This is a genomic window from Amycolatopsis antarctica, from assembly GCF_002262875.1.
GTDB classification, from domain to species: domain Bacteria; phylum Actinomycetota; class Actinomycetes; order Mycobacteriales; family Pseudonocardiaceae; genus Amycolatopsis; species Amycolatopsis antarctica.
On the sequence record NZ_NKYE01000011.1, the window covers coordinates 189,791 to 212,105 of the forward strand.

A 22,315-nucleotide genomic window follows, 5' to 3' on the forward strand; every position below is an offset into this window, starting at 1 on the left:
GAGCACGGTCAGCCGTAGAGCCGGGTGATCTCACTGTCGGCGACATCGAGCGCCTTGCGCGTCTCGGCGGCCGGGTCGGCACCCTCACGCGCGATGCGCGCGACGGCGTCGGACAGAGCGGTACCCGCCTGCGCCGTCCACGCCGGCGGGCTGAGGATGCGCCCACTGTCGGCGACGAACCGCACGGCCTCGGCACCCGGCCCGGAACTGAGCACGGCGGCCGCGCCGTCGAGGCTGGTGCGGGCAGGCAGGTGGACACCGAACCCGGTGGCGAACTCGGCCTGGTACTCGGTGCGCTCCACCCACAGCCAGCGGACATAGGCCTTCGCGGCGTCGACGTCTGCGCTCTTCGCGTTCACCATCGCGCTGTACGCCCCGACCGGTACCGACACCCGGCCGGTGCCGTCCAGTGCCGGGAACGGCAGCACGCCGAAGTCCTCCCCCACCGCCTCGCGGATCTTCGGCAGGTTCCACAGCCCGGTCCACTGCATGGCGACCAGGCCGTCACAGAACGCGCCCGGGTCCGACCAGTCGGTCGGGGCGCCCAGCAGGAGCCCGCCACCGGTGTTCAGTGCGCGCAACTTGCCGAACACCGTGGCCGCTCGCGGATCGTTGAAGCCGACCGCGCGGCCGTCCACGGAGAGGAAGTCCAGTCCGGCGGACCACAGGAGCGGGCCGGTCAGCGTGGAGACGCCGCCGTCGTTGCCCACGAAGAGCCCGCGCACGCCGCCGGTGTTCAGCCGGGCGGTCGCGTCCACCAGTTCGTCCACGGTCCTCGGCGGTTGCAACCCCGCCGCGGCGAGCATGCTCTTGCGGTAGAACAGCATCTGCGTGTCGATGGCCTGCGGGACGCCGTAGAGCGCGCCGTCGACGGTCTGCGAGGTGAGCAGCGTCTGCACGAAGTCGCCGCGCTCCGCTCCGAGCAGGTCGTCGAGCGGGACCACCTGTTGCTGCCGGACCCACTCGACCTTCACCTGCGCCTCGAACACGTCGGGCACCGGGCTGTTCTGCAGTGCGGTCACGATCTTCGAGTCGTAGTCACCGGGGTTCCACTGCACCTCGACCCGGGCGGCCGGATAGGCCTCGGCGTAGCGCTTCACCGCGTCCTGCACGCCGTCCTCGCCGTAGGCGTGGTACCAGTGCCGCAACGTTCCGTCGCCGTTCGTCCCGTCGGCACGGCCGGTGTTCGAGCCGCAGGCGGCGAGCGAACCGGACGCGAGCAGTCCGGCGAGCGTCAGGAACGAGCGACGAGTCCGCTCAGCACCGGCAACCATCACGAGTCCGCCTTCCCCAGATCGGGCCGAACAATACAGTGACGGGGATTCTCGAACCGCGACGGTGATCTGTCGAGTTCTTCCCTCCTGCTGGGAACGGTGGCGGCCGGGGCGGACGGATGCCGGGAACGCCGGTCAGGCCGGGTCGGCCGCCGCGCCGGAGGGCTGCCTGGCCGAAGCGGCCGCGGCGTCCCCGCCCGACGGCAGGGCCAGCGTGACGATCTTGCGGGCTACCGAGCCGAGCTGCCTGGACAGCGATCCGGTGTTGTAGGGCAGGCCGTACCTGCGGCAGATCTCGCGTACCTCCCCCGCGATCCCCGGGTAGCGCCGGGACGGAAGGTCGGGGAAAAGGTGGTGCTCGATCTGATGGCTCAGGTTTCCGGACATCAGGTGGAAGAAGGGGCTGCCGGTGATGTTCGCGGACCCGAGGATCTGCCGGAAGTACCACTCCCCCCGGGTCTCCTGATCGGTCTCCTCGACGGTGAACGTCTCCGCACCGGCCGGGAAATGCCCGCAGAAGATGATCGAGAACGCCCACAGGTTCCGCACGAGGTTCGCGGTGACGTTCGCACCGAACGTCACCGGGGCGAGCGGCCCGGTCAGCAACGGGAACACGAGGTAGTCCTTGCCGACCTGGCGCGCCGACTTGCGCAGCATCGGACCGATCAGCGGCAGCGACTCGGTCCAGCTCCGTTCCCCCTTGACGATCAGATCTGCCTCGAGGTCGTGGAACATGATGCCCCACTGGAAGAACACCGCCTGTGCAGCCGCGTAGAGCGGATTGCCGAGGTAGTACGGATGCCACTTCTGCTCGTCGGTGATCCGCAGGATCCCATAACCGATGTCGCGATCCTTGTCGAGAATGTTGGTGAACGTGTGGTGGGTGAAATTATGCGAACGGCGCCACTGGTCGGAGGGGCAGACCATGTCCCACTCGAAGGTCTGCGAGTTCAGTGCCGGATCCCGCATCCAGTCGTACTGGCCGTGCAGCACGTTGTGGCCGATCTCCATGTTGTCGAGGATCTTGGACAACGACAACGCGGCCACCCCGGTGATCCACGCGGGCGGGAACCAGCCGGCGAACAGGAGTGCGCGGCCGGCGAGCTCCAGGCGGCGCTGCGCGACGACGACCTCGCGAATGTAGTCGGCGTCGGCGGTGCCGAGATCGGCGACGATCCTGGTGCGGATCGCGTCCAGTTCCCGGCCGAACTCGTCCATCCGATCGGGGCTGAGTTGCGGTACGGACATCGTCATGTGCGGGTCTCCTCGACTCGGCGTTCGGTTACGACGCCGCCTGCGGAGACGAAGCTGAACACCCGCGCCACCTGCGGTGACACGGATCTGGCAGCACGCACGGCCACCGTGCGCGTAAAGGCGGAAAGGGTTCGGACCGTGTGCCGCCGGCCCGTGATCGTCAGCGGACGCGCGAATCCTCGACCTGCTCGTCGCCGTCCTCCTCGGCGAAGTGGACGCCGTCGACGTTGATGTTCACCTCGACGACGGTCAGGCCGGTGATCGACTCCACCGCGCCGATCACATCGCGCCGTACCGCCCTGCTCACGTCGACGATCGAGCTGCCGTAGTCGACCACCAGCCGCAGGTCGACCGCGACCTGCTTCTCCCCGACATCGACCGAAACGCCACCGCCCGCGCTGGACGAGTCGCCCGAGATGCGGTCCCGGATGGCACCGACCGTGCGTGTGCCACCGCCGCCGAGCCCGAACACCCCGGGCACGTCGCGGGCGGCGATGCCGGCCACCTTGCGCACGACGGTGTCGGCGATGGTGAGGCCACCACGGCCGTCGTCTCCCCGTCCGGTGGATGTTCCGGAACCGTCGTGCTCGATCGTCGGACCAGTCACGTTCCTCGCCTCATTCCTGTCCGGGCCGGATTCACCGAATGTGCGGCCGCGTGCGTCGCCGGCGCGCGGATGTGCGCACGGCTTCTCACCCGACCGTACGGGCCCACCGGCCCCCTGCGCAGGACGGCGACGTCCTCCACCACGGTGACGCGGTACGGGACACCCGCGGGCGACCGCGCGGCAGACGGCCCGCCGGCGTGGGATCGTGATCACGGCGCTCGCCACCGGAGACGCCGCCGGAACGGGACGGGCGGTGCCCTCCCCCGGTGGCCCCAAGGAAGGACCTCGCATGGCAGACAAGGACCGATCCGGCCGCGGTGAGGTACCGGACGACCCGCGCCAGGACCCGCGGCGGACCCTGGACGCGCTGGAGGAGAAGGTCTTCGGCGAGACGGAGGACCAGCGGCGCACGGAAAAGGAGTCCGGGGCCGCGTTCGAGCAGGACATCGATCCGCAGGACACGACGGCGGACAAGGGCGGGCACACCGCACCGGAGCCGCCCGCCTGAGACCGTGCCGGTCCGCTTCCGATCGGTGCCCCTGTCGGCACGACCGTAATCTGGCCCGATGACCGTGATGGTGGTCGGCGCGGGTATCGCCGGAGTGGCCTGCGCCCGGGAACTCACCGCCGCCGGGGTGGCAGTCCGGATCGTCGATCGCGGACATGCGATCGGTGGCCGGATGGCGACCAAGCACCTCGGCTCGCCCCGGCGGGCCGTCGACATCGGTGCCGCCTACTTCACCGTGCGCGACCCGGGGTTCGCCGCGATCGCCGCCCACTGGCAGGCGGAGGGCCTGGCGCGGCCGTGGACCGACACCCTGCAGGCCGTGGACGACGGGGTCTGGCGGGACACCACCGGACCGGCCAGGTGGGGGGCACCCGGCGGCCTGCGCGGCCTTGTCGGCGCCCTCGCCCAGGACCTGCCCGTCGAACTGGGGTACACGGTGCGTTCCGTCGGGCCGGGCCCGGTCGTCGACGGCGAACGCTTCGACGCCGTGGTGCTGGCGATGCCCGACCCGCAGGCCGCCCGCCTCGTCGACGCCGCAAGCCCGGCCACGGCGGAGACGGCCCGTCCATGGGATCCGGTCCTCGCGGTGACCGCGGGATTCGGTTCCCGGCACTGGGATCGTCTGCGCACGGCGGCGTTCGTCAACGACCACCCGGATGTGGCGCTGATCGCCGACGACGGCGCACGGCGCGGTGACCTGGCCCCGGTCCTGGTCACGCACTCCACGGCCGAGCTGGCCGAGCGGTACGACGCGGAGCCGGAAGCGGCGGTACGGCCGGTACTGGACGCGGTGGGCGGGCTTCTCGGGTTCGACGGCGCGGACGCGCTGTGGACGCACGTGCACCGCTGGCGGTACGCGCGCCCCCGGCACAGCAGGGACACACCGTTCCACCGCGGCGAGGACGGGATCTGCCTCGCCGGGGACGGCTGGGGCAGCCCGAAGGTGGAGACGGCGTGGCGTTCGGGGGCCGCGCTCGGCCGCGATCTCCTCGGGCTGGGCCCGGCGGGGTGATCCGCGGGACGGCGGCCCGCCGTCCTGGCCCGTACCGTCGGCCGGGGACACGCTCCGGCGTACACACGCGGCGCCCGCCGGACACCCGGCGAGCCCCAGTGGAGAGGGACACGAATGCGCATTCTGGTGGCGGGGGCGTCCGGCTTCATCGGCGGGCGGCTGTGCCCCGCGCTGGTGGCCGCGGGCCACGAGGTCCACGCGATGACACGGCACCCGGACTCCTACCGGGGCGCCGGCGAACCGGTGCACGGCGACGTGCACGATCCCGACACGCTCCGGTCCGCGCTGGACGGCTGCGAGGTGGCGTACTATTTGGTGCATTCCTTGGGAGACAAGGACTTCGAGCAACGGGACGCCGAAGCGGCACGTGCGTTCGCCCGGTCCGCGGCGGACGCGGGCGTCGAGCGGATCGTCTATCTCGGCGGTCTCGGTGACGACGGCGACGAACTGTCCGCGCACCTGCGCAGCCGCCGCCAGGTCGAATCCCTTCTGGGAACGGCAGGGGTCCCGGTCACCACCTTGCGCGCGGGCATCATCGTCGGCCACGGCGGCATCTCCTGGGAGATGACCCGCCAGCTCGTCGAGCACCTGCCCGCCATGATCACCCCGCGCTGGGTCCGTACCCGCACCCAGCCGATCGCGGTCGCCGACGTGGTGCGCTACCTGGTCGGGGTGCTCACGGTCGCGGAGACGAAGGGCCGTGCGTTCGACATCGGCGGGCCGGAGGTCCTGGCGTACGTGGACATGATGCGGCGGGTGGCGGCGATCGAGGGACGAATGCTGCTCGTGGTGCCCGTCCCGTTGCTCTCCCCCGGTCTCTCCGCCCGCTGGCTGTCCCTGGTGACCGATGTGGACACCGCCACCGGGCGCTCGCTGGTCGACTCCATGGGAAACGAGGTGGTGGTCCGCGACGACAGCATCACGCGTCTCGTGCCGCTCGAACCCCTCGGCTACGACGAGGCCGTCCTGGCCGCGCTCGGCGAGCGCGCGGCGCAGAGGCGGCGGCGGTGATCGGCGGGCGCGCCCTGCGTACCCGCCGGCGGCGGGTGGCCGGGGTCGCCGTCGCCGGTGCCGGACTGCTCGGCATCTCCCTGTCGACCGAGCCGGGATCGCCCCGGTTCTACGGCCTCACCCTCGCCGCCGCGGCGACCTGGACGGCGGGCGGCCTGTGGTCGGGCCCGCTGCACCTGGGCCGGACGGAATGGACCGGGCGTCCCCGCAGACCGCTGATCACGCCCGTGCTCACCGGTGCGGCCGCCTTCGGCGCGTTCTACGCGTGCGCACTGGTGGCGCGCCGGATCCCGGTGCTGAACACGGCGATCTGGCGAGTCCTGCAGTACGCCCATCGGGGCACCAATGCGGGGGTGCTGTTCACCACGCTGGCCAACGGGCTCGCCGAGGAGGTGTTCTTCCGGGGCGCGCTCTACGACGCGCTCGGCCCCCGGCATCCGGTCACGGGTTCGGCCGCGATCTACTCGCTCGCCACGATCGCCACCCGCAATCCGGCGCTGGTGCTCGCCTCGGCCGTGATGGGTGTCCTGTTCGGACTGCAGCGGCGCGCGACCGGCGGGATACAGGCACCGATACTGACTCACCTGACGTGGTCGGCACTCATGCTCACCTTCCTGCCTCCGCTGTTCGACGACGCCGCGCCGTCCCGCTGACCGGGCCGGCCCGCGAGAGGGCGCGCCCCGGGGGCAGTGCGCTCGATCACGAGTCCCTCCGACCGAAAAGCACCGGCCAGGGCCTAGACTCCGGGGGCGAAGACGAGTTCGCGGGCGAGGGTCCGCGACCGCACAGGGGAGCGTCGATGTCACCGCACCCACCGGGGCCCGGGGCGACCGGAAGTCCACGCACAGACCAGGCACACGACGATCCCCTGCGGGCGGCCTTCGTCCGGATGCAGCGGCTGCTGGTCGCGTCCGAGGCACTGAGCGAAGCCGAGTCCGTCACCGACATCCGCTCCCTGATCACCGAGCTGGCGACCGGAGAACTCGCTCCCCCGCACGTCGAACTGCTCATCACTCAGGACCGCGGCGTACAGGGCACCATCGAGGACCAGCGCTCGCAGGCCGGGCCGGCCGGCGAGGGCGTAGGTGCGGCACCGGTCCGGGTACGCGGGCAGTGGGCGGACTTCGACCCGGCCTCGCCGCTGCCCCCCGCCCAGGCCGTCCGCGAACGGGCGCTGGTGCACTACCCGGACCGCGCGGACATGGCCATCCGGCTGGCACCCGAAGCGGTCCGCCACTACGACGAGCTGGGTCTGCACGCGGTGGTGTGTGCCCCGGTGATCAGTGGCGAGGAGGTGTTCGGCGTCCTCGAATTCGGCTGGCACGAACCGTACTTCGCCGGATACGAGGAGCGGATGGTGATCACCATGATCGCCTCGTACACGGCCAGGGCGCTCGAGCGCGTCCGCTTCGTACAGCACCGGATCAGCGTGTCGGCCGCGTTGCAGCAGGCGATGCTGACCCGTTTGCCCTCGGTCGAGGGGCTGCGGATGGCCGCCCACTACCGTCCTGCCGGAGCCGAGGATCAGGTCGGTGGCGACTGGTACGACGCGATCCCGTTGCCCGTCCCCACCCTGGCAGGCGGGGCGACGCTGGCCGTCACCGTAGGCGACGTGACCGGTCACGACATCCACGCCGCCGCGATGATGGGGCAGGCGCGGGCGATGCTCAGGCAGGCGGAATGGGATCACCCCGGACGATCCCCTGCCGGGATCCTGTCGGCGCTCGAGCAGGCCTGCGAGGGACTGGGCACCGACCTCACCGGTACGGCCGTGGTCATGCACCTGGCGCCACGCATCGACGGCGGGTGGGCGATGGAGTGGAGCAATGCCGGGCACCCACCGCCGATCCGGCTCGGAGCCGACGGAACGGCGGCCGTTCTCGGCGAGCACGACCTGATGCTGGGCTGCCGTCCGATGTTCGTCGAGAACCGCACCACCGCCCGGGCGATCCTCGCCCCCGGTGACACCGTGCTGCTGTACACCGACGGCCTGGTGGAGCGGCGAGGCGAGGATGTCGAGCAGGGCATCGACGCTCTTCGTGAACTCGCCCGCACGCACGCCGGGGTCCCGGTGCGGGAGCTGGTCGACACCGTCGTGCACGAACTGGCGGGACCGGCGCCGGACGACGATGTCGTGCTGCTGGCCGTTCACGTGCCCTGACCTGCCGCTACGGTTTCGCGCCATTCTGGATTTTGAGTGGTTTGCCGGCCCCTTTTTCGGGGTACCCGGGCTTCGCAGGGCGAGAACGACCCACCGCCCGGACGCGCATCACTCCAGGTGCGGGCCCACGATGGGTTTCGCCCGGAATGGTTCGAGGAGGCAGCGGCGCCAGGCGCTCCGTTCGTCCCCGCGGCCACCCGGACGCGGTTCTGTGCACCACGGGAGACGTTCGTTCCGTTTCCCGCCGGAATCGCCATCACAGCGGCGTATCCGGTTTATCGAGCACAAGTCGCCGTCGATGTCGTCATCGCGGCGAAGATCTGACATGGAGGACAGTCGTGATCGTTCTGGGCGTAATTCTGCTCATCATCGGATTCATCGCCAGTATTCCCGTGCTGTGGTCCATCGGCATCGCCCTCGTGGTGATCGGCGTGGTCCTGGCGGTCCTGGGGCGTCTGGGCACGAAGGTCGGCGGTCGCGCACACTGGTTCTGATCCCGCGCCAAGCGGGAAGGCGGTCACCGGGGCCTCGCGGCACCGTTTCGACGGCGGCCCGCCGCCCCGGTGGCCCCTGCGGGAAAACCACAGCGGACTCTTCCGCGAGTCCGGGGAATCCTCCGCGCCCGCGCACCAGTTCACCATCGCTTCTTCCGCCCGTTCGCGGACGGTGTCCCTCAGGAGGTGCAGCGGCCTTGCCCGTCACCGTCAGGACCCCATCGAACAACGCGTACGACTTCCGCACCGGCACGACGTTCGTGCTCCGCGACGCGGGACATCTCATGATTCTCGACGATTCCGAGGTGGTCGGCGTGTTCGCGCCCGGCCACTGGACGATGGCCGAGCAGTCCGGTACTGCCGAGGAAACCCGGGACTGAGGGCGCGGCCACCACGACGGCACCCCCGGTCGCCCTCGTCACTGTCTGTCCGATATGGACAGACAAACCAACCTGGTGACACCGGCCGTGCCGCACCGCGTTCACCCGCGCCGGAAGCCGGGACTGTCGGTGGCCGGGCATAGCCTCACCGGATGCTGACGACCCTCGCCGTGCAGAACTACCGGTCGCTACGGGATCTGGTCCTGCCGCTGGCCCCGCTGACCCTGGTCACCGGACCGAACGGCAGTAGGAAGTCCAGTCTGTACCGCACCCTGCGGATGCTCGCGGACGCCTCCAGGAACGGCGCCGTGCCCGCGCTCGCCAGGGAAGGCGGCCTGCTGTCCACCCTGTGGGCGGGACCGGAGACCGTGAGCAGGAGCGTCCGCCAAGGCAGGCATCCCGTTCAGGGCACCCGGCGTACGCAACCGGTCGGCCTCCGGCTCGGGTTCTCCGGCGAGGAGTTCGGCTACGCCCTCGACCTGGGCCTGCCGATGCCGGACCCGGACTCGGCGTTCCAGCGTGACCCGGAGTTCAAACGGGAATGCCTGTGGACCGGAACGGTGCTCAGAACCGCGCGCCTGCTGGCGGACCGCTCCGGCAGTACCGCGCGTACCCGCGACGAAAGCGGGGCGTGGTCCGGGGACACGCAGTCCATCAGGACGACCGACAGCATGCTCAGCGAACTCGCGGACCCTCGTCGCTCCCCGGAACTGCTGGTGCTGCGCGACCGGATTCGGTCCTGGCGGTTCTACGACCAGTTCCGGACCGACGCGGGCGCTCCGGCACGCGCGACCCGGGTCGGCACCAGGACGCCGGTGCTGGGCGCCGAGGGCGCCGATCTGGCCGCCGCCCTGCAGACCATACGGGAGAACGGCGACGCCGTGGCGCTCGACGAGGCCATCGACAGCGCGTTTCCCGGTTCCAGAGCCGAGGTGGCAGTACACGACGGCAGGTTCGGCCTCCGCTTCCGGCAGCACGGGCTGCTCAGGCCACTGGACGCCGCGGAACTGTCCGACGGCACGCTGCGCTACCTGTTGTGGGTCGCCGCCCTGCTGACCCCCCGGCCCCCGGAACTGCTGGTGCTGAACGAACCGGAGACCAGCCTGCACCCGGATCTGCTGCCATCGCTCGCCGAGCTGATCGCCGCCGCGTCCACCGGAGCTCAGATCATTCTCGTCTCGCATTCCGTACCGCTGGTCCGCGCGGTGGAGGCCGCGGCCGAACACACGGGGACCCGGACCGGCACGGTCACCCTCGCCAAGGAGTTCGGCGACACCGTCGTCGAGGGCCAGGGCGTTCTCGACCGCCCCGCGTGGCACTGGCCCGCACGCTGAGCGTCCACCCATGCGGCCACGGCATCGTGGGATGTCCATGCGCCGCAATCACTTGCGCCCCGCGGGCCGGTGACGGCGGGGAGTACCGGCACCTGATCATCGGTCGCGGCGCCGGTGCTACCTTCCGCATCGACACCCTGCCAATTGTGGATGACGAGGACAGATGGCACAGAAGATCGAAACACACTGGCTCGACGACCTCGACGGCTCGGACGCCGACGAGACCGTGAGCTTCGAACTGGACGGGATCACCTACGAGATCGACCTGTCCGCCGAGAACGCCGACGAACTCCGCGACGCGCTGGCCCGCTATGTCGAGTACGGCCGCCGGATCGGCGGACGCAAGCGCAAGGCGACCCGGGCGGCGTCCCCCGCGGCAACGCCGGAGCTCACGCAGGCGGAGAGCCGTCAGCTCAACAAGAAGATCCGCGCGTGGGCCATCGACAACGGCTACGAGATCTCCGAGCGCGGCCGCATCCCCGCGGACGTCATCGACGACTACGAGGCGAACAACTGATTCACGCGCATCCGCCGCGCCGGTGGACCGCAGGCCGGTCCACCGGCGTGGGCGCCGCCGCGTGCCCCGCGAACGGCGAGCGGCGGGGGTTCAGCCGTCGGTGTCCGCGGCGAGCAGGTCACGCAGTTCGCGCACGGCCACCCGCACCTGCTCCGCGAACAGGTGCATCTCCCCCGCCACCGCCCGCGGCGTGCTCAGGTGCAGGTTGAACCGCTCCGGCAGCAGCACGTAGGCGACGCCGATGCACTGACTGCTGGTGGAACCGAAACCGAAGTAGCTGATGTTGACCGACGGTGCCGAGCTGGTGCTCAGGTAGTCGTCGCGCATCGTGGTCCACCCCGGCGAGTCGTACAGGGCGAGTGGCCCGGTCACGCCGAGCTCGGCTCCACGCCGCCGCTGGACGAGTTGCAGCTCCCACAGGTGTTGTTCCGGGGCCTGCCCTGCCTGGCACTCCTTCGCCCTGGCGACGTGCTTGTCCGCCGCGGCGCGCAGCGCGGCCCGCCGGGTGGCCGCGTCCGCGGCCGGGTCCTCCATCGCGGCCACGAAGTCCAGCACCTCGGGGGTGACCACGCGCATCGCCTCGGTTCGCCCGTGGTGGAACTGGCGGGTGGCGATGGACTCGTAGGTGGCCCCGGTTTTCCCTTTCGCCCGCCGGTGCGCGAGCTGGTAGGCCATCTGCACGAAGGCGTCCGGTGAGATGCGCAACCGTTTCGCCGCGTCGCCGCCGAAATCGTCGAAGGAGACGATGGTGGTGGCGGTGTCCGCCGCGTAGGCGGCGAACGCCTCATCCGCCTCCCGGACATCGGCCCGCAGAACCTCGTCGAGGACGAACCGGAGCGGAGCGAACCCGGGCACTCCCTGGTCCCGCGCTCCGGACTTGCGGGACTGCTCCCGCGCAGGCTCCTCCAGCATGGCGTCGACGAAGCTCAGGATGGTGGTGCCGTCGAGGCAACAGTGCTCGACGTTGATACCGGCCGTCCCGTCCGCGAAGACCACGAGGGACACCGCCTTGTCGAACCAGCGGTTGCCACTGTCGCCGTGCAGCAGCGCACCGCCCGCGCTCAGGTCGTCGGCGGGGACGAGATCGTCGAGTGCGACGCAGAACAACGCCCGCTCCACCGTGTCGAGCAGTTCCGCGTTCACCGGATCGTGGTCGATCAGGGCCTGCCTGCTGCTCGCCCATTCGGCGCGCGCCTTCGTGGTCAGGTGCCCGACGGAGGTGCCGGGAGCCGCGCCGACGGTTCCCGCCTCGATGATCGCGCACAGTCCGGCCGCGAGGTCATCCAGCGAGTGCGGCGTGCCGTCCGCGCCCAGCACGTCCATCCGGAACATGCCCCCGCGGTAGAACACGACGATGTGCCGTTCGGTGGACGGCCCGGGCCACTGCTCGGTGTAGGGCGTGCGCACGGTGTCCAGTTCGGTGCCCGGGATACGGGTGGCGGAGAACAGGTACTTGTTCTGCTCCATCGACTGTGGGCCGCCGCGGCCGACGACCGGCGGGATCCGCTCCTCGTCCAGCCGCACCTTGTGATGCAGCGCGGCTGCCGTCAGCTCCGCCGCCCGCTCGATCTGCCCGGGCCTCGACGCTCCGGAATCCGCGAACAGGAAGAAGAAGTTCGCGTTGAGGGCGATGCGATCACGACGGCCGAGGTAGCGGTACGGCCAGAAGGTGTCGAGCCAGCTGTGCACGCCGTCCTCGGCGTCGTAGCGCAGCAGCGCGTCCTGCAGGACGTGCGCCGGACTGCCCGGACCCCGGAACCGTTGCACGGCCTCCTCGGTCGCCGCGAGCTGCTCGGCCGTCAGCAGCGGCGCGCACCATTCGAGGAACCGGGCGCAACTATCCTCGACGGTGGGCAACGGCACTCGGGGCAGGCCGTCCTCGTTGCCGAAGGTCCGGGCGGACAGGTCCTGGCTACCGTTCACGCTGATCGTCGACCTCCATGGTGTGGTTTTCGTGCCGCGGCCGGCGGCCCGCCCGCACCGGGTGCGGCGGGCATCGCGGACCGTGCGAAACCCTAATCCAACAACTGATCCACTCGTACCGCCCTGCCCTCGGCGTCGAGGTGGCTCTGCGCGACGCGGCCGAAGAGCTGCCGTGTCCTGGCGACGGTCCCCAGTACGCCGGGACGGCCGCTGTAGGCGAAGATCGCCGAGTGCCGCTGCGCCCGGCCGGTCACCGTGCCCACGCGGTGCAGCGAGTACCGGCCGCGGAACAACTGCAGGTCGCCCGCGCGGGGCGACATCCGCCGGATCAGGTGCCCGCCCCGGCCCGTCAGCACGGCGCGAACATCGTCCAGGTTCTCCGCCGAGGCCGAGCGGATGTTCGGGCAGTACTCGAATACACCACCACCGTCGGGCTCCTGGGTGAGCATGCTGATCGCGAACTCGTTGGTGTCGAAGTGCCAGGGATGCGACCGTCCGGGATTCACGACGTTGAGACAGAGTCCGGCCAGCGGGTCGGCGAGTTCGTGAATCGCCGGCAGGTCCACACAGGTCGCGAGGAAATGCCGGAACAGCGGGCTGCGGTAAAGCCGGTGAATGATGGCGCTTTCCGGGATCGTGTCCCTCGGAACGAATGCGTTGCCACGTTCCATCGAGATCCGGACCGGATGGTCGGCGGGCAGCGTATCGTCCGGCACCGCGTTGTAGACATTCACGGTTTCGACGTCGTAGTACGCCGACGGGGCGATGGCCGCGCATTCGTCCCGGAGTTCCGCGAGAAATTCGGACCGGACGAAGCCGGGCAGCACCGAGCACCCGTGCTCACGCAGTTCCCGGCGGGCACGGGACACGACCGTGTTCCAGCCCGCGCCGCCCGGATCCCGCAACGGGTACCGGGAACTGTCGACCACCTGCTCGATCGACCGGCTTTCCATGGTCGTCATGGGAGTCCTCTCTTCGGGCGCACCATATCCACAATGCCGGCCCGGACAATTCCGCGGGTTACCCGGCCGGGTCGCACCGGAATACGTCTCGAATACCGGGAGCGTACGGGAACCATTCGCCTTGGCCACAATTGCGGACCACCGGCGGAAACACTTTCCGCGATGCGGAAACGGGGCCACTGAGCCGATGGGCCGGTCCGGGACGGCACCGGAACGACTCCGCCAGCGGCTCGATTCCCGTCATGAATCGCACGGTAGCCCATCGCGGCCCGAACCTCTGTTCGAATTCCCGGCCGAGGTCCGCGAACTCGGCTTTCGCCGGAGATGATCACCCGGACGCAGCAGAAGGTGGGCACCGTCCCGGTGGCGCGCGAGGTATGCCGTCACGCGCCACCTGGGCGGTGCTACTCGCCGGACAGATACGGGCTCGTCAGCGCTTCCAGACCGTGCCCCGCGGGATCCCGGAAGTACACGCCGCGCCCACCGTGGCCGGTGTTGAACGTGCCCGGACTGTTCCAGTGCGGATCGGCCGAATGGTCGAGGCCGCTGTCGACGATGCGCCCGTAGATGCCGTCGAACTCCTCCTCCGAGACGAGGAAGGCGTAGTGCTGGGGCTGGATGTCGAAGTCCACGTCGGCGAACTGGACAAGACCGCCCTGGCCTAGTTCGACGGACAGGAAAGGGCCCCAGCCGATCGGCTCCCGCAGAGCGAAAAGGGAGACGAACAACGACGCGGATTCCCGCTTGTCCTTGGCAAAAACGATGGTGTGATTGAGGAGAACTGACACGAGATACCCCTGAGGGTCCGGCGCCTCCATGCCTGACGCTGTCCGTCACCGGCACGCGACGCTGCCGTCATCAGATCATCCGCCGTACGTTCCCGGCAACTCCCCGGCCGAGGCCCCGCGGGCACGAAAGCCGGGGCCGCTCGCGGGAAGCTCGAGCACCGGGGTGAGGATGTAGCGCACTTCACATCCCAGCCCTGCGCCGATCGCGATCGACCGGACGGTCCGCGGACGTCGGGTGAGGTCCGCGCCCCTCCGGAACCGCGGGGCACGGAGGGACGCGGAGCTACAGTGACCATCCACGTCGGCGAGGAACAGGGGCGCGCCATGACGGAATCATCCGGCACGCGGTGCAGACGAGGAGCCTGCCCGGCTCCGGCCGTGGGACGGGGCCTGTGCCGTCACCACTGGGGCCGCTGGTACGAGGGCGACGACCCGCTCGCCATGCCGGACGACCGGACCGCGGCGCCCGCTCCGGCACGCTGGGTACCGCCGAGGCCGTCCTGGCTGCCCGGCGCGGACCGGACGGTGTACTGAACCCGGCTCCGCCGCGTGCACGAACGCGCCGCGGGACGCCACCCGCTCCACGGACTGGGACCGCATTGCCCGGCTCGCCAGGACGGGTTCTGCTGGAACCGTGCCCACTACCGGTCCGGCCAATCGCCGCCCCATCGATCACGCCCGCGCGACCGCCGAGCGGTGTCGCGCCCATCCGCGCCGCCCCGCAGGAGACCGGCCGACCGACGAACCGGGACCACGATCATGCCGCTGACCCCCTCATCCACCGCCGGGCTCATCGCCGGGCACGCCGAAGTCACCTTCGCCCTGCGCGTCACCGTCCGGTCCGAGGACGCCCCGAGGGTCGCCGCCTCGCTGCGGGACACCATCGCCGCGATCGCCGACCGGCCGGGAACCGAGGTGCGCGTCGACGGCGGGGACGCCGTTCCCCCGATTCCGCACCAGCGCAGGCAACCGCCGCTGCGGATCGATCCCGGCGCCCGCCGGGTGATCGACAACGGCCACGAACCCGTCCTCACACGACTGGAGTACGACCTGCTGCTGCACCTGTGCCGCAACCCGCGCCTGGTGCACAGCCGCCGACGGCTGCTGCGGGAGGTGTGGCGACTCGACGAGCCGGGCAATCCCCGCACCGTGGACGTCCACATCCGCAGACTGCGGTCCAAACTCGGTTCGGCCGCCGCCCTCATCACGACCGTGCGCGGGGTCGGCTACCGCCTGGACCGTCCCGAACTGGTCCATATCGACGCCACGGACTGAGCGGCGCCGGGGGCCGCCCGCTCAGCTCGCCCCGGCCACCGGAGTCTCTCCGGCGTGGTCGCCGTCGACCCGAGCGGGACGGCTCTCGGTCCGGTTCTCCGGTTCCGGCAGGTAGAGCACGATCCGCTCCCCGTCCGGCGGGGGCGACGGCGTCTCGCCGATCGCGTCGTCCCCAGCCGCCGGAGTCTTGCTCGCCAGCCGGGTGAGCTGGGCACGTTCTCCGCCGGACAACCGCAGTGCGCGACTCAGGGCGTCCAGGACGAGCGGCGCCGGGTGCGCCGCGCGTTTCTGCTCCAGCCGCTCGTAGTAGTTGGCCGAGATGCCGGCGAGAGCGGCGACCTCCTCCCGGCGCAGTCCCGGAGTCCGCCGGGTCCGCGTACCGGTCGGCAGGCCGACGTCGTCCGGTCGTAGTGCTTCACGGCGTTGCCGCAGGAATCCGGCGAGTTCACGTCTGCTCACCACAACAGCCTGGCACGAGCGGCCGCGAACATCCACGTCCTCATGGAAGGGAATTCTCCGACCATTCCGCCGACTCAGGGGCATTCTTCTCGAAAGGCAGGCGGCCACGGGCGGAATACGCGCCGGGCCGCCATCGCGAGGATGCGCGACCGGGCACGCCGACGGCGGACGAAACCGTTGCGAGACAAGGACGTTCCGACAAAGCGGACCTGACTCCCGGCCGCGACCGCGCTGCGTCCGCGCGCCCGGCGACGTCCTTCGGTCACATTCCATGCGCCGGAGGAAAGGCGATCGGACGGTGAGGAGAATCTGCACGGCCGACGATTTCTGCGTGACACTTCAATAGGTCATCGTCACATATTTTCGCGTGGCCGGAGTGCAAGCCCACCGCCTGCCACTCCACTCGGGTCCACCGGTCGCGATTCGCCGGGGAACGGTCGAGGGCATGCCGGAACGGCAGGTGTCGACATGTCGCGGTGGCAGCCGACGGCGAACGAGGTGGCCGTGGGCGCACCGAACTCAGGTGCCGCAGCAGACCGGTTGCGCCCATTCCGGCTCGTGCCACCAGAACCGCGGGTCGTGGTCGTGCCGCGGGGTGGGGGCCGAGGCAGCGAGCGCCGGCGTGACGCTCGCCCGCGTATCCGGCGCGAACGGAGCCAGCAGTTCGTCCACCGTGTGCAGCACGCCGCCGCGCATCACCCGGGTCACCGCGGCCGCCGCCCGGATGTCGGCGAGCGGATCCCCCGTCACGAACGACAGGTCGGCCAGCGCACCGGGGGCGACGGTACCGATCCTGCCTTCCAGCCCCAGCCAGCGCGCCGGGTTGGCGGTGGCGGTACGCAGCGCCTCGTACGGGGTGAAGCCGTACCGCACCATGGCGCGCAGGTTGGTGTGCAGCGATACGGCGACGTTGTCCAGCGGGGCGTCCGTTCCGGCGATGACGAGGCCACCGCCTCGGTGGATCCGCAGCACCATGTCCACGTTCGCCCTCAGCAGTTCCCGCATCGCCTCCGCCGGTGGCAGCGTGGCGTTCTCGGCTTTCGTGCGGAGCAGGTCGTACTCCCAGGCGGGAAAGAGTGCCCGGGTACGCGGATCGTCGACGAGCGAGCGGTCCTCGCCGTACATCGCGGCCGAGTTGAACAGTGTCGGGGTGATCGACATGCCGGTGCGGGTGAACAGCGTGACCGCGTCGGCGTACGCGCGTCCCAGCCTGCTGACGGTGTGCGAGTAGCCGAGCCGGTTGGTGGCGCCGGTGTGTTCCATCCCGTCCATGCCGAAGTTCTCCGACGGGTACAGGTAGTGCGAGGACAGCGGCATTCCGGCCCGGTGCGCGCGTGCGGCCAGCTCCCGCTGGGCTTCGGCGGGCAGCCGAACGTAGGTCTTGATGAGGTCGTAGCCCAGTTCCTTCGCCCGTTCCAGTTCCGGGCCGAGCTGGTCGAGCGACCGGGTGGTGCGCATGAAGTTGTAGTAGACCCGCGAGCCGTCGATCGCCTCCCCGGTGGCGAAGAACCGGGGGCCGACCCGCCGTCCGGCGTCGAGCGCCTCCCTGGTCTCCACCATCTGGTAGGCGGGATCGCCGGGCGAGCGCGTCGAGGTGATGCCGTAGGCGAGCCACACGCGGCCCTGCCGGTCACCCCACTGCCTGCCCCGCAGATGCCAATGGTTGTGGGACTCGATCAGGCCCGGTATCACGGTCAGCCCCGAAGCGTCCACTGTGGACCTTCCAGGCCGGTGCGGCTCGACGGCCGCGATCCGGTCGCCGTCGACGACGATGTCCACGTCCCGCCGGAGACCGGTCGCCTCGCCGTCCCAGATCGCACCGGCGTGGATGACGGTCTTCTCGGTGACCTTCGCCCGGTGCCAGCGCAGGTCCACCGGCACTGTCCGCGGCCTGCTCCCGTCGATTCCGGTGAGCCGCAACCTGCCGTTGTTCAGGTACAGCAGCCGGTCGGACCCCACCCAGGACGGCGCGTCGGTGACTTCCCTGGTCACCTGCCGGGCCTCGCCGGCGAGGCTGCCCGCGGCGTCGACCTCGGCCACCCACAGGGCGGACTCGACGACGAATGCCAGCATGCGCCCGTTCGGAGACCACACGGGTCCGTCGTCGCCCCTGGTGGCGATGGACCTGCCGGGTATCGCCTCGGCGTAGTGCAGCGAGCCGGAGGCGAGGTCGACCGTCAGGATCTGGCTGGTGCCCTCCCTGAACCGCTTCGAGAACGGCTTCACCGCGGCGAGCGCCAGCACCGAGCCGTCGGGTGACCAGCTCACCCGGCCGGGCATGAACAGTGTCGGGGTCACCTGCCGGACCGAGCCGGACGCGACGTCGAGGATCCAGATCGCTCCGTCCTGGTCGGCGTAGGCGATGCTGTTGCCGTCCGGGGACCAGCGGGGAGTCATCTGCGCGCCGTCGACACCGGTGAGCCGCCGCTCGGCGCCGGTAGTCAGGTCGCGCTGCCACAGGTCGGCGTCGCCCTCACGGTCGGAGGCGTACACGATCGACGCGCCGTCCGGGGAGAAGTCCGGGTCGGTGGCGAAGAACCCGTCGTCGACCAGTTTGCTGGGCTTGCCTCCCGTGATCGGCAGCAGCCACAGGGCGTTCAGGGCGCGGAACGCGATCCGTGAGCCGTCCGGGGCGACCACCGGGCTCGCGATTCCCTGTACCGGCCGGGAGGCTGTCGAGTCGAGATCGCGGGGTTCGCGCCGGTAGTCCCGTCGCGAGACGACCGGGACCTCCGCGCGGAACGGGATGGACGTGGCCGTACCGGTCAGCGAGCGCCTGCGGATCTCCCCGTCGGCGGTGTAGACGAGCTCGTCGGCGGAGAGCCAGGTGGCGGCGAATCCGAAGACGTCCTCGCCGCTGGTGATCGCCCGGTCCCCCACCACGAGTTCCGCGGTGGCACCGGTGACCCGGGTGTAGCTGAGGGTCGCGCCGTCCGGGGCGAACGCCGGGCCGTACACGCTCGCACCCTCGGCCGCGGCTACCAGGTGGGTGATCTCGCCGGTCGCCACCTCGACGGCGTCGATCGCGGAGTCGTCCACGGTGAAGGCGACCCTGCTGCCGTCCGGCGACCAGGCGGGCATCGCCTCCTCGGCGGCCGAGTCGGTGAGCGCGCTGACGGTGCCGGTGGCCAGTTCGCAGCGGAAGATGCCGTAACTGCCGGTGCCGCCACGATCCGAGGCGAAGACGATCTGCGTTCCGTCCGGGGAGAACTTCGGTTCCCGGTGGTCCGAGGTGCCCTCGGTGATCCTGCGCAGACCGCTGCCGTCCTGGTTGATGACCCACAGGTGGAAGTTCCCGTCGCGGTACGACTGGAACACGACGCCGCGGCCGTCCGGGGAGAAGTGCGGCTGGGTCGCGTCCTGCAGGTCGTCGGTGAGCCTGCGGGCGGGGCCGCCGTCGGCGGGCAGTATCCAGATGGCGGTGACGAGGTCGAGCGCGATGGCCCGGCCGTCCGGCGACATCGAGGCGGCGATGTTGGTGCCTTCGGTGAGTGTCGCCCGTTCACCGTGGCCGGCGGGGTCCGCGGCCGCCGCGCGTTCGAGGGCGATGGGGCCGAGCAGTCCGGCGCCGGTCGCGACCGCGGCGACCTGCCCGGTCCGTCGCAGCAGGTCCCGGCGGCTCAGTGGGGCCGGCCGCCGCGGGCCGTGCCCGTCGCTCGCCGGGGTGTCGATCGGATCCATGTCGCCTCCCACCGTGACCTTGACCCAGGCGGGCCACGATCCGCAATGTTCCGGTCTCTGGATGTCACCCTATTAGGTGAGCTAACGAAATGAATTGTAGCCGTTGTCCTACGGAACGTAGAGAGACTTGTGCGGCGGAAGCGCCGGTCACGCTCCGCGCAGGGCCGACGGGGGTGTGCCGGGGCGCGGGGCGGTCGGCCGACGGGCGCCGTCAGGCCAGTGCGGCGATGTCCTCGGCGAGGGCCTCGGTTCCGGGGCAGGCGAGCATCCGGCGCGACATGCTCGCCGCCCGGTGGCGGGGCGCGGGGTCGTCCAGCAGTCGGGCGCAGGCTTCGGCGAGGGAGGTCGCGTCCACCACCGCCGGGTCGAGCCGGGTGCCGAGCCCGAGTTCGGCCACGCGGTCGGCGTTGTCCTGCTGGTCCCCGAACAGTGGCAGGACCGCCATCGGGGTGCCGGCGCGCAGGGCTTCGCGGACACCGCCGAAGCCGCCGTGGGAGAGGAACAGGTCTGCCGAGTGGAGCAGTTGCGGCTGGGGGGCGAAGGAGGTGAGCCGGACGTTGCCTGGCCGGGGGCCGGTCCAGTCCGCGGGGTCGAATCCGGGCCCGAGTGCGACGACTCCGGTGCAGGGCAGTTCGCCGAGTGCGGCGACCAGCAGTTCGAGGAGTTTCGGCGCTTCCGGGATCGCCTGGAGGGCCACGGTACCGAGTCCGGCCAGCACGAGTGGCCGGTCGTCGGGCAGGTTCGCGAACGCGGGGTCGAGCGCGATCGCGCCCGGGCCGGTGTCGTCGAGGCGGTAGGACCGGGCGGAGGGGAGCCGGATGTCGTCGGGGTACCACTGTTGCGGGACCAGCGCGGCAAGGAGTGTCCGGTCCGGTCGGCCAGGGGTGTCGACGGTGTCCAGACCGAGGCCTGCACGCTGGGCGTTGAGGATGTCCCGTACGGCGGGCAGGTTCCGGGCCGAGAACGGTGAGATGTCGAGTACTGCCTGCGGGAGGCCCAGGCGTTCGGCGGCCAGGTAGCCGCCGAACTCGTTGCATTCCCGGACGATGACGTCCGGTTGCCAGCGGGGTGCTGCGTCGAGGAGATCCTCGGCGAAGATACGCGCGAGCGGGCCCGCGTAGGCGCGTACTCCCTCGCCCGGGTCGCTTCGGGCGCGGCTCACCGAGGGTTCGGCCGCCGCGGACCGGTGTCCACCGGCTTCGGTGACGGCGCCGGGCATGCCGGGCAGGTTCGTGTAGGCGGGGTCGGTGAGGAAGCGGGCCAGGTCGATCACGTTCGGCAGCGGCAGGTGCTCGATCCCGGCGCGGCCCAGTTCCCCGGCCATGGCGGGGGCCGTTGCCACCGCGACCTGGTGCCCCGCCCTGCCCAGGGCTCTCGCCGCCGGGATCACCGCGGGGACGAGATGCGAGTAGAGCGGCAGGCAGGTCAGCAGTACGCGCATGGGCTTCTCCACGTTACGGCGGCGGTTCGTTCACGGCCCGCACGGTTGATCGTATCGGTGGGTGGGGTGGCGGCGGTTCCGGCCGTGGGTGTTGCAGTGCACGGTCGTCGCCGCGGGATCCGTCCCGGCTCGACGGCACTCGTTCCGCGCGTTCCGCGGCCGTGGCCGGCTTGGCTCCCGGTCGCGGCGTAACCGGCGCGAGATGCGGACCGTCGGCAGGAGGCTCCGGGCGGACGGTCGCATGGAGTCCTGTCGGCCGCCCCGCGCCGGTGGATCGGCTTCGTGTCGAGTCTCACGGCGTCTGGAATCCACTGTGGACAGTCGGTGGGGCTTCGCCGTTCGGCGCCGCGACTCGCCCTGGGTCCGGGCGGGCATGCTCGGCAGCCGTGTGGCGAACTTTGGCAGTTCTGTTCGATATGGACGTCCGTTGGCGGTTGGTCGGTCACGCTGTACGGACGGTGGCGAGTTCCTGTGCCGTCCAGGTCAGAAGGGTGCGGGTACTTCGTCTGGCGGGTGGAGGGGTTCGGGTCGGCTGGTGTGGACGTTGCCGGTGGGGGTGGTGATGTGCAGGGCGCCGGTGTTGTCGGTGGCGAGGTGCCAGCCGGGGAGGTCTTTGAGGCGGTGGTGTCGTCGGCAGAGCCCGGTCAGGTTCGCGGCGCTGGTACTGCCCCCTCGTGCCCAGTCGTCTGTGTGGTCGATGTCGGATACGTGGGACGGCCGGTGGCAACCCGGCATCCGGCATTCCCGGTCACGTACCTTCACCAACTCCGCCAACGCCGCCGGCGGGCGGTATCGGCTGCGTCCGAGATCGAGCACGGTTCCGGTGACCGGGTCGGTGACGACCCTGCGTAGCACCGAACCCGAGTTGGTGGCGAGGTGGCGGGCCAGCCAGGCCGGTACCGGCCCGTGACCGGACAGCTCGGCGGGATGGTCGTCGACCCCGGCCAGGGTCGTCGCGGCGACGTGCACGAACACCTCCGTACGGGCTTCTGCCGTGCGGTGACCGAGGCAGAGTTCGGCGAACACGTCGGCACGGAGTTGTTCCAGGGTGCGGGTCTCACCACCACCACGCAGGGTCTTCGCGATCCGATCCACGCGTGCGTAGACCGCCGTGGCGGTCTCGGCAGGCAGATCGGCGATCAGGGTGCTCATCGCATCGTCCTGGTGCACCAACTGCACGCTGCGTTCCAGACGCCGTTTCCGCGCCCGCTCAGCATGCCCGTCCGGATCGACG

Annotated in this window: 21 protein-coding genes; 11 read left to right on the top strand and 10 right to left on the bottom strand. The window is 70.7% G+C overall.

Annotation, left to right across the window (positions count from 1 at the left end):
- Positions 1 to 8: 8 nt before the first annotated feature.
- The 3 genes from CFN78_RS18585 to CFN78_RS29840 all read right to left on the bottom strand — a co-directional run bounded on the left by CFN78_RS18585 (position 9) and on the right by CFN78_RS29840 (position 3,135).
- Positions 9 to 1,274: an ABC transporter substrate-binding protein gene (locus tag CFN78_RS18585; RefSeq protein ID WP_094864112.1), complete on the bottom strand. Its 1,266-nt coding sequence runs from the start codon at positions 1,272 to 1,274 to the stop codon at positions 9 to 11.
- 135 nt (positions 1,275 to 1,409) lie between these two features.
- On the bottom strand, positions 1,410 to 2,528 hold the full coding sequence (locus tag CFN78_RS18590; RefSeq protein ID WP_094864113.1) for a fatty acid desaturase family protein: 1,119 nt from the start codon (positions 2,526 to 2,528) through the stop codon (positions 1,410 to 1,412).
- A 160-nt stretch (positions 2,529 to 2,688) separates the two neighbouring features.
- The gene (locus tag CFN78_RS29840) at positions 2,689 to 3,135 is read right to left on the bottom strand and encodes an Asp23/Gls24 family envelope stress response protein (RefSeq protein ID WP_240519534.1); all 447 of its coding nucleotides are present in this window, start codon (positions 3,133 to 3,135) and stop codon (positions 2,689 to 2,691) included.
- A gap of 289 nt (positions 3,136 to 3,424) precedes the next feature.
- On the opposite strand from CFN78_RS29840, the gene CFN78_RS18600 reads away from it, so the two are divergent.
- The 9 genes from CFN78_RS18600 to CFN78_RS18640 all read left to right on the top strand — a co-directional run bounded on the left by CFN78_RS18600 (position 3,425) and on the right by CFN78_RS18640 (position 10,552).
- Positions 3,425 to 3,643 carry a hypothetical protein gene (locus tag CFN78_RS18600; RefSeq protein WP_094864115.1) on the top strand — a complete coding sequence of 73 codons (219 nt, stop codon included), beginning with the start codon at positions 3,425 to 3,427 and terminating at the stop codon, positions 3,641 to 3,643.
- A 58-nt stretch (positions 3,644 to 3,701) separates the two neighbouring features.
- Complete coding sequence (locus CFN78_RS18605; protein ID WP_094864116.1) at positions 3,702 to 4,655, top strand: NAD(P)/FAD-dependent oxidoreductase; 954 nt, start codon at positions 3,702 to 3,704, stop codon at positions 4,653 to 4,655.
- 114 nt (positions 4,656 to 4,769) lie between these two features.
- Positions 4,770 to 5,666, top strand: coding sequence for an NAD(P)H-binding protein (locus CFN78_RS18610; protein WP_094864117.1), 897 nt, complete (start codon positions 4,770 to 4,772; stop codon positions 5,664 to 5,666).
- Positions 5,663 to 6,319 carry a CPBP family intramembrane glutamic endopeptidase gene (locus CFN78_RS18615; protein WP_240519535.1) on the top strand — a complete coding sequence of 219 codons (657 nt, stop codon included), beginning with the start codon at positions 5,663 to 5,665 and terminating at the stop codon, positions 6,317 to 6,319. Before CFN78_RS18610 ends, CFN78_RS18615 begins: the two co-directional genes overlap by 4 nt.
- A gap of 146 nt (positions 6,320 to 6,465) precedes the next feature.
- The gene (locus CFN78_RS18620) at positions 6,466 to 7,827 is read left to right on the top strand and encodes a PP2C family protein-serine/threonine phosphatase (protein WP_094864118.1); all 1,362 of its coding nucleotides are present in this window, start codon (positions 6,466 to 6,468) and stop codon (positions 7,825 to 7,827) included.
- 338 nt (positions 7,828 to 8,165) lie between these two features.
- Positions 8,166 to 8,321, top strand: coding sequence for a DUF6131 family protein (locus tag CFN78_RS29230; RefSeq protein ID WP_094864119.1), 156 nt, complete (start codon positions 8,166 to 8,168; stop codon positions 8,319 to 8,321).
- 197 nt (positions 8,322 to 8,518) lie between these two features.
- Positions 8,519 to 8,701, top strand: a complete 183-nt coding sequence (locus tag CFN78_RS18630; RefSeq protein ID WP_094864120.1) for a hypothetical protein — start codon at positions 8,519 to 8,521, stop codon at positions 8,699 to 8,701.
- A gap of 152 nt (positions 8,702 to 8,853) precedes the next feature.
- Positions 8,854 to 10,035, top strand: coding sequence for an AAA family ATPase (locus CFN78_RS18635; RefSeq protein WP_094864121.1), 1,182 nt, complete (start codon positions 8,854 to 8,856; stop codon positions 10,033 to 10,035).
- Between the two features lie 163 nt (positions 10,036 to 10,198).
- Positions 10,199 to 10,552, top strand: coding sequence for a histone-like nucleoid-structuring protein Lsr2 (locus CFN78_RS18640; protein ID WP_094864122.1), 354 nt, complete (start codon positions 10,199 to 10,201; stop codon positions 10,550 to 10,552).
- A 90-nt stretch (positions 10,553 to 10,642) separates the two neighbouring features.
- Here the strand turns inward: CFN78_RS18640 and CFN78_RS18645 are convergent, their stop codons facing one another.
- The 3 genes from CFN78_RS18645 to CFN78_RS18655 form a co-directional block, all read right to left on the bottom strand.
- Entirely contained in the window at positions 10,643 to 12,475 is a 1,833-nt protein-coding gene (locus tag CFN78_RS18645) for a choline/carnitine O-acyltransferase (protein WP_094864123.1), read from the bottom strand.
- A gap of 92 nt (positions 12,476 to 12,567) precedes the next feature.
- Complete coding sequence (locus CFN78_RS18650) at positions 12,568 to 13,437, bottom strand: HalD/BesD family halogenase (protein WP_094864124.1); 870 nt, start codon at positions 13,435 to 13,437, stop codon at positions 12,568 to 12,570.
- A gap of 404 nt (positions 13,438 to 13,841) precedes the next feature.
- On the bottom strand, positions 13,842 to 14,225 hold the full coding sequence (locus CFN78_RS18655; RefSeq protein ID WP_094864139.1) for a VOC family protein: 384 nt from the start codon (positions 14,223 to 14,225) through the stop codon (positions 13,842 to 13,844).
- 288 nt (positions 14,226 to 14,513) lie between these two features.
- Between CFN78_RS18655 and CFN78_RS18660 the strand changes: the two genes are divergently transcribed.
- Positions 14,514 to 14,759 carry a hypothetical protein gene (locus CFN78_RS18660; RefSeq protein WP_240519536.1) on the top strand — a complete coding sequence of 82 codons (246 nt, stop codon included), beginning with the start codon at positions 14,514 to 14,516 and terminating at the stop codon, positions 14,757 to 14,759.
- Positions 14,760 to 14,984: 225 nt separating this feature from the next.
- Positions 14,985 to 15,500 carry a winged helix-turn-helix domain-containing protein gene (locus CFN78_RS18665; protein WP_094864125.1) on the top strand — a complete coding sequence of 172 codons (516 nt, stop codon included), beginning with the start codon at positions 14,985 to 14,987 and terminating at the stop codon, positions 15,498 to 15,500.
- 21 nt (positions 15,501 to 15,521) lie between these two features.
- On the opposite strand, the gene CFN78_RS30350 is transcribed toward CFN78_RS18665, so the two are convergent.
- The 4 genes from CFN78_RS30350 to CFN78_RS18685 all read right to left on the bottom strand — a co-directional run.
- Positions 15,522 to 15,959, bottom strand: a complete 438-nt coding sequence (locus tag CFN78_RS30350) for a helix-turn-helix domain-containing protein (RefSeq protein WP_094864141.1) — start codon at positions 15,957 to 15,959, stop codon at positions 15,522 to 15,524.
- Between the two features lie 519 nt (positions 15,960 to 16,478).
- Entirely contained in the window at positions 16,479 to 19,640 is a 3,162-nt protein-coding gene (locus CFN78_RS18675; RefSeq protein WP_094864126.1) for an amidohydrolase family protein, read from the bottom strand.
- Positions 19,641 to 19,851: 211 nt separating this feature from the next.
- Positions 19,852 to 21,081 (bottom strand): glycosyltransferase, encoded by a 1,230-nt coding sequence (locus CFN78_RS18680; protein ID WP_094864127.1) that lies wholly within the window; start codon positions 21,079 to 21,081, stop codon positions 19,852 to 19,854.
- Between the two features lie 483 nt (positions 21,082 to 21,564).
- On the bottom strand, positions 21,565 to 22,315 hold a 751-nt coding region (locus CFN78_RS18685; protein WP_133116381.1), incomplete at its 5' end, for an HNH endonuclease signature motif containing protein.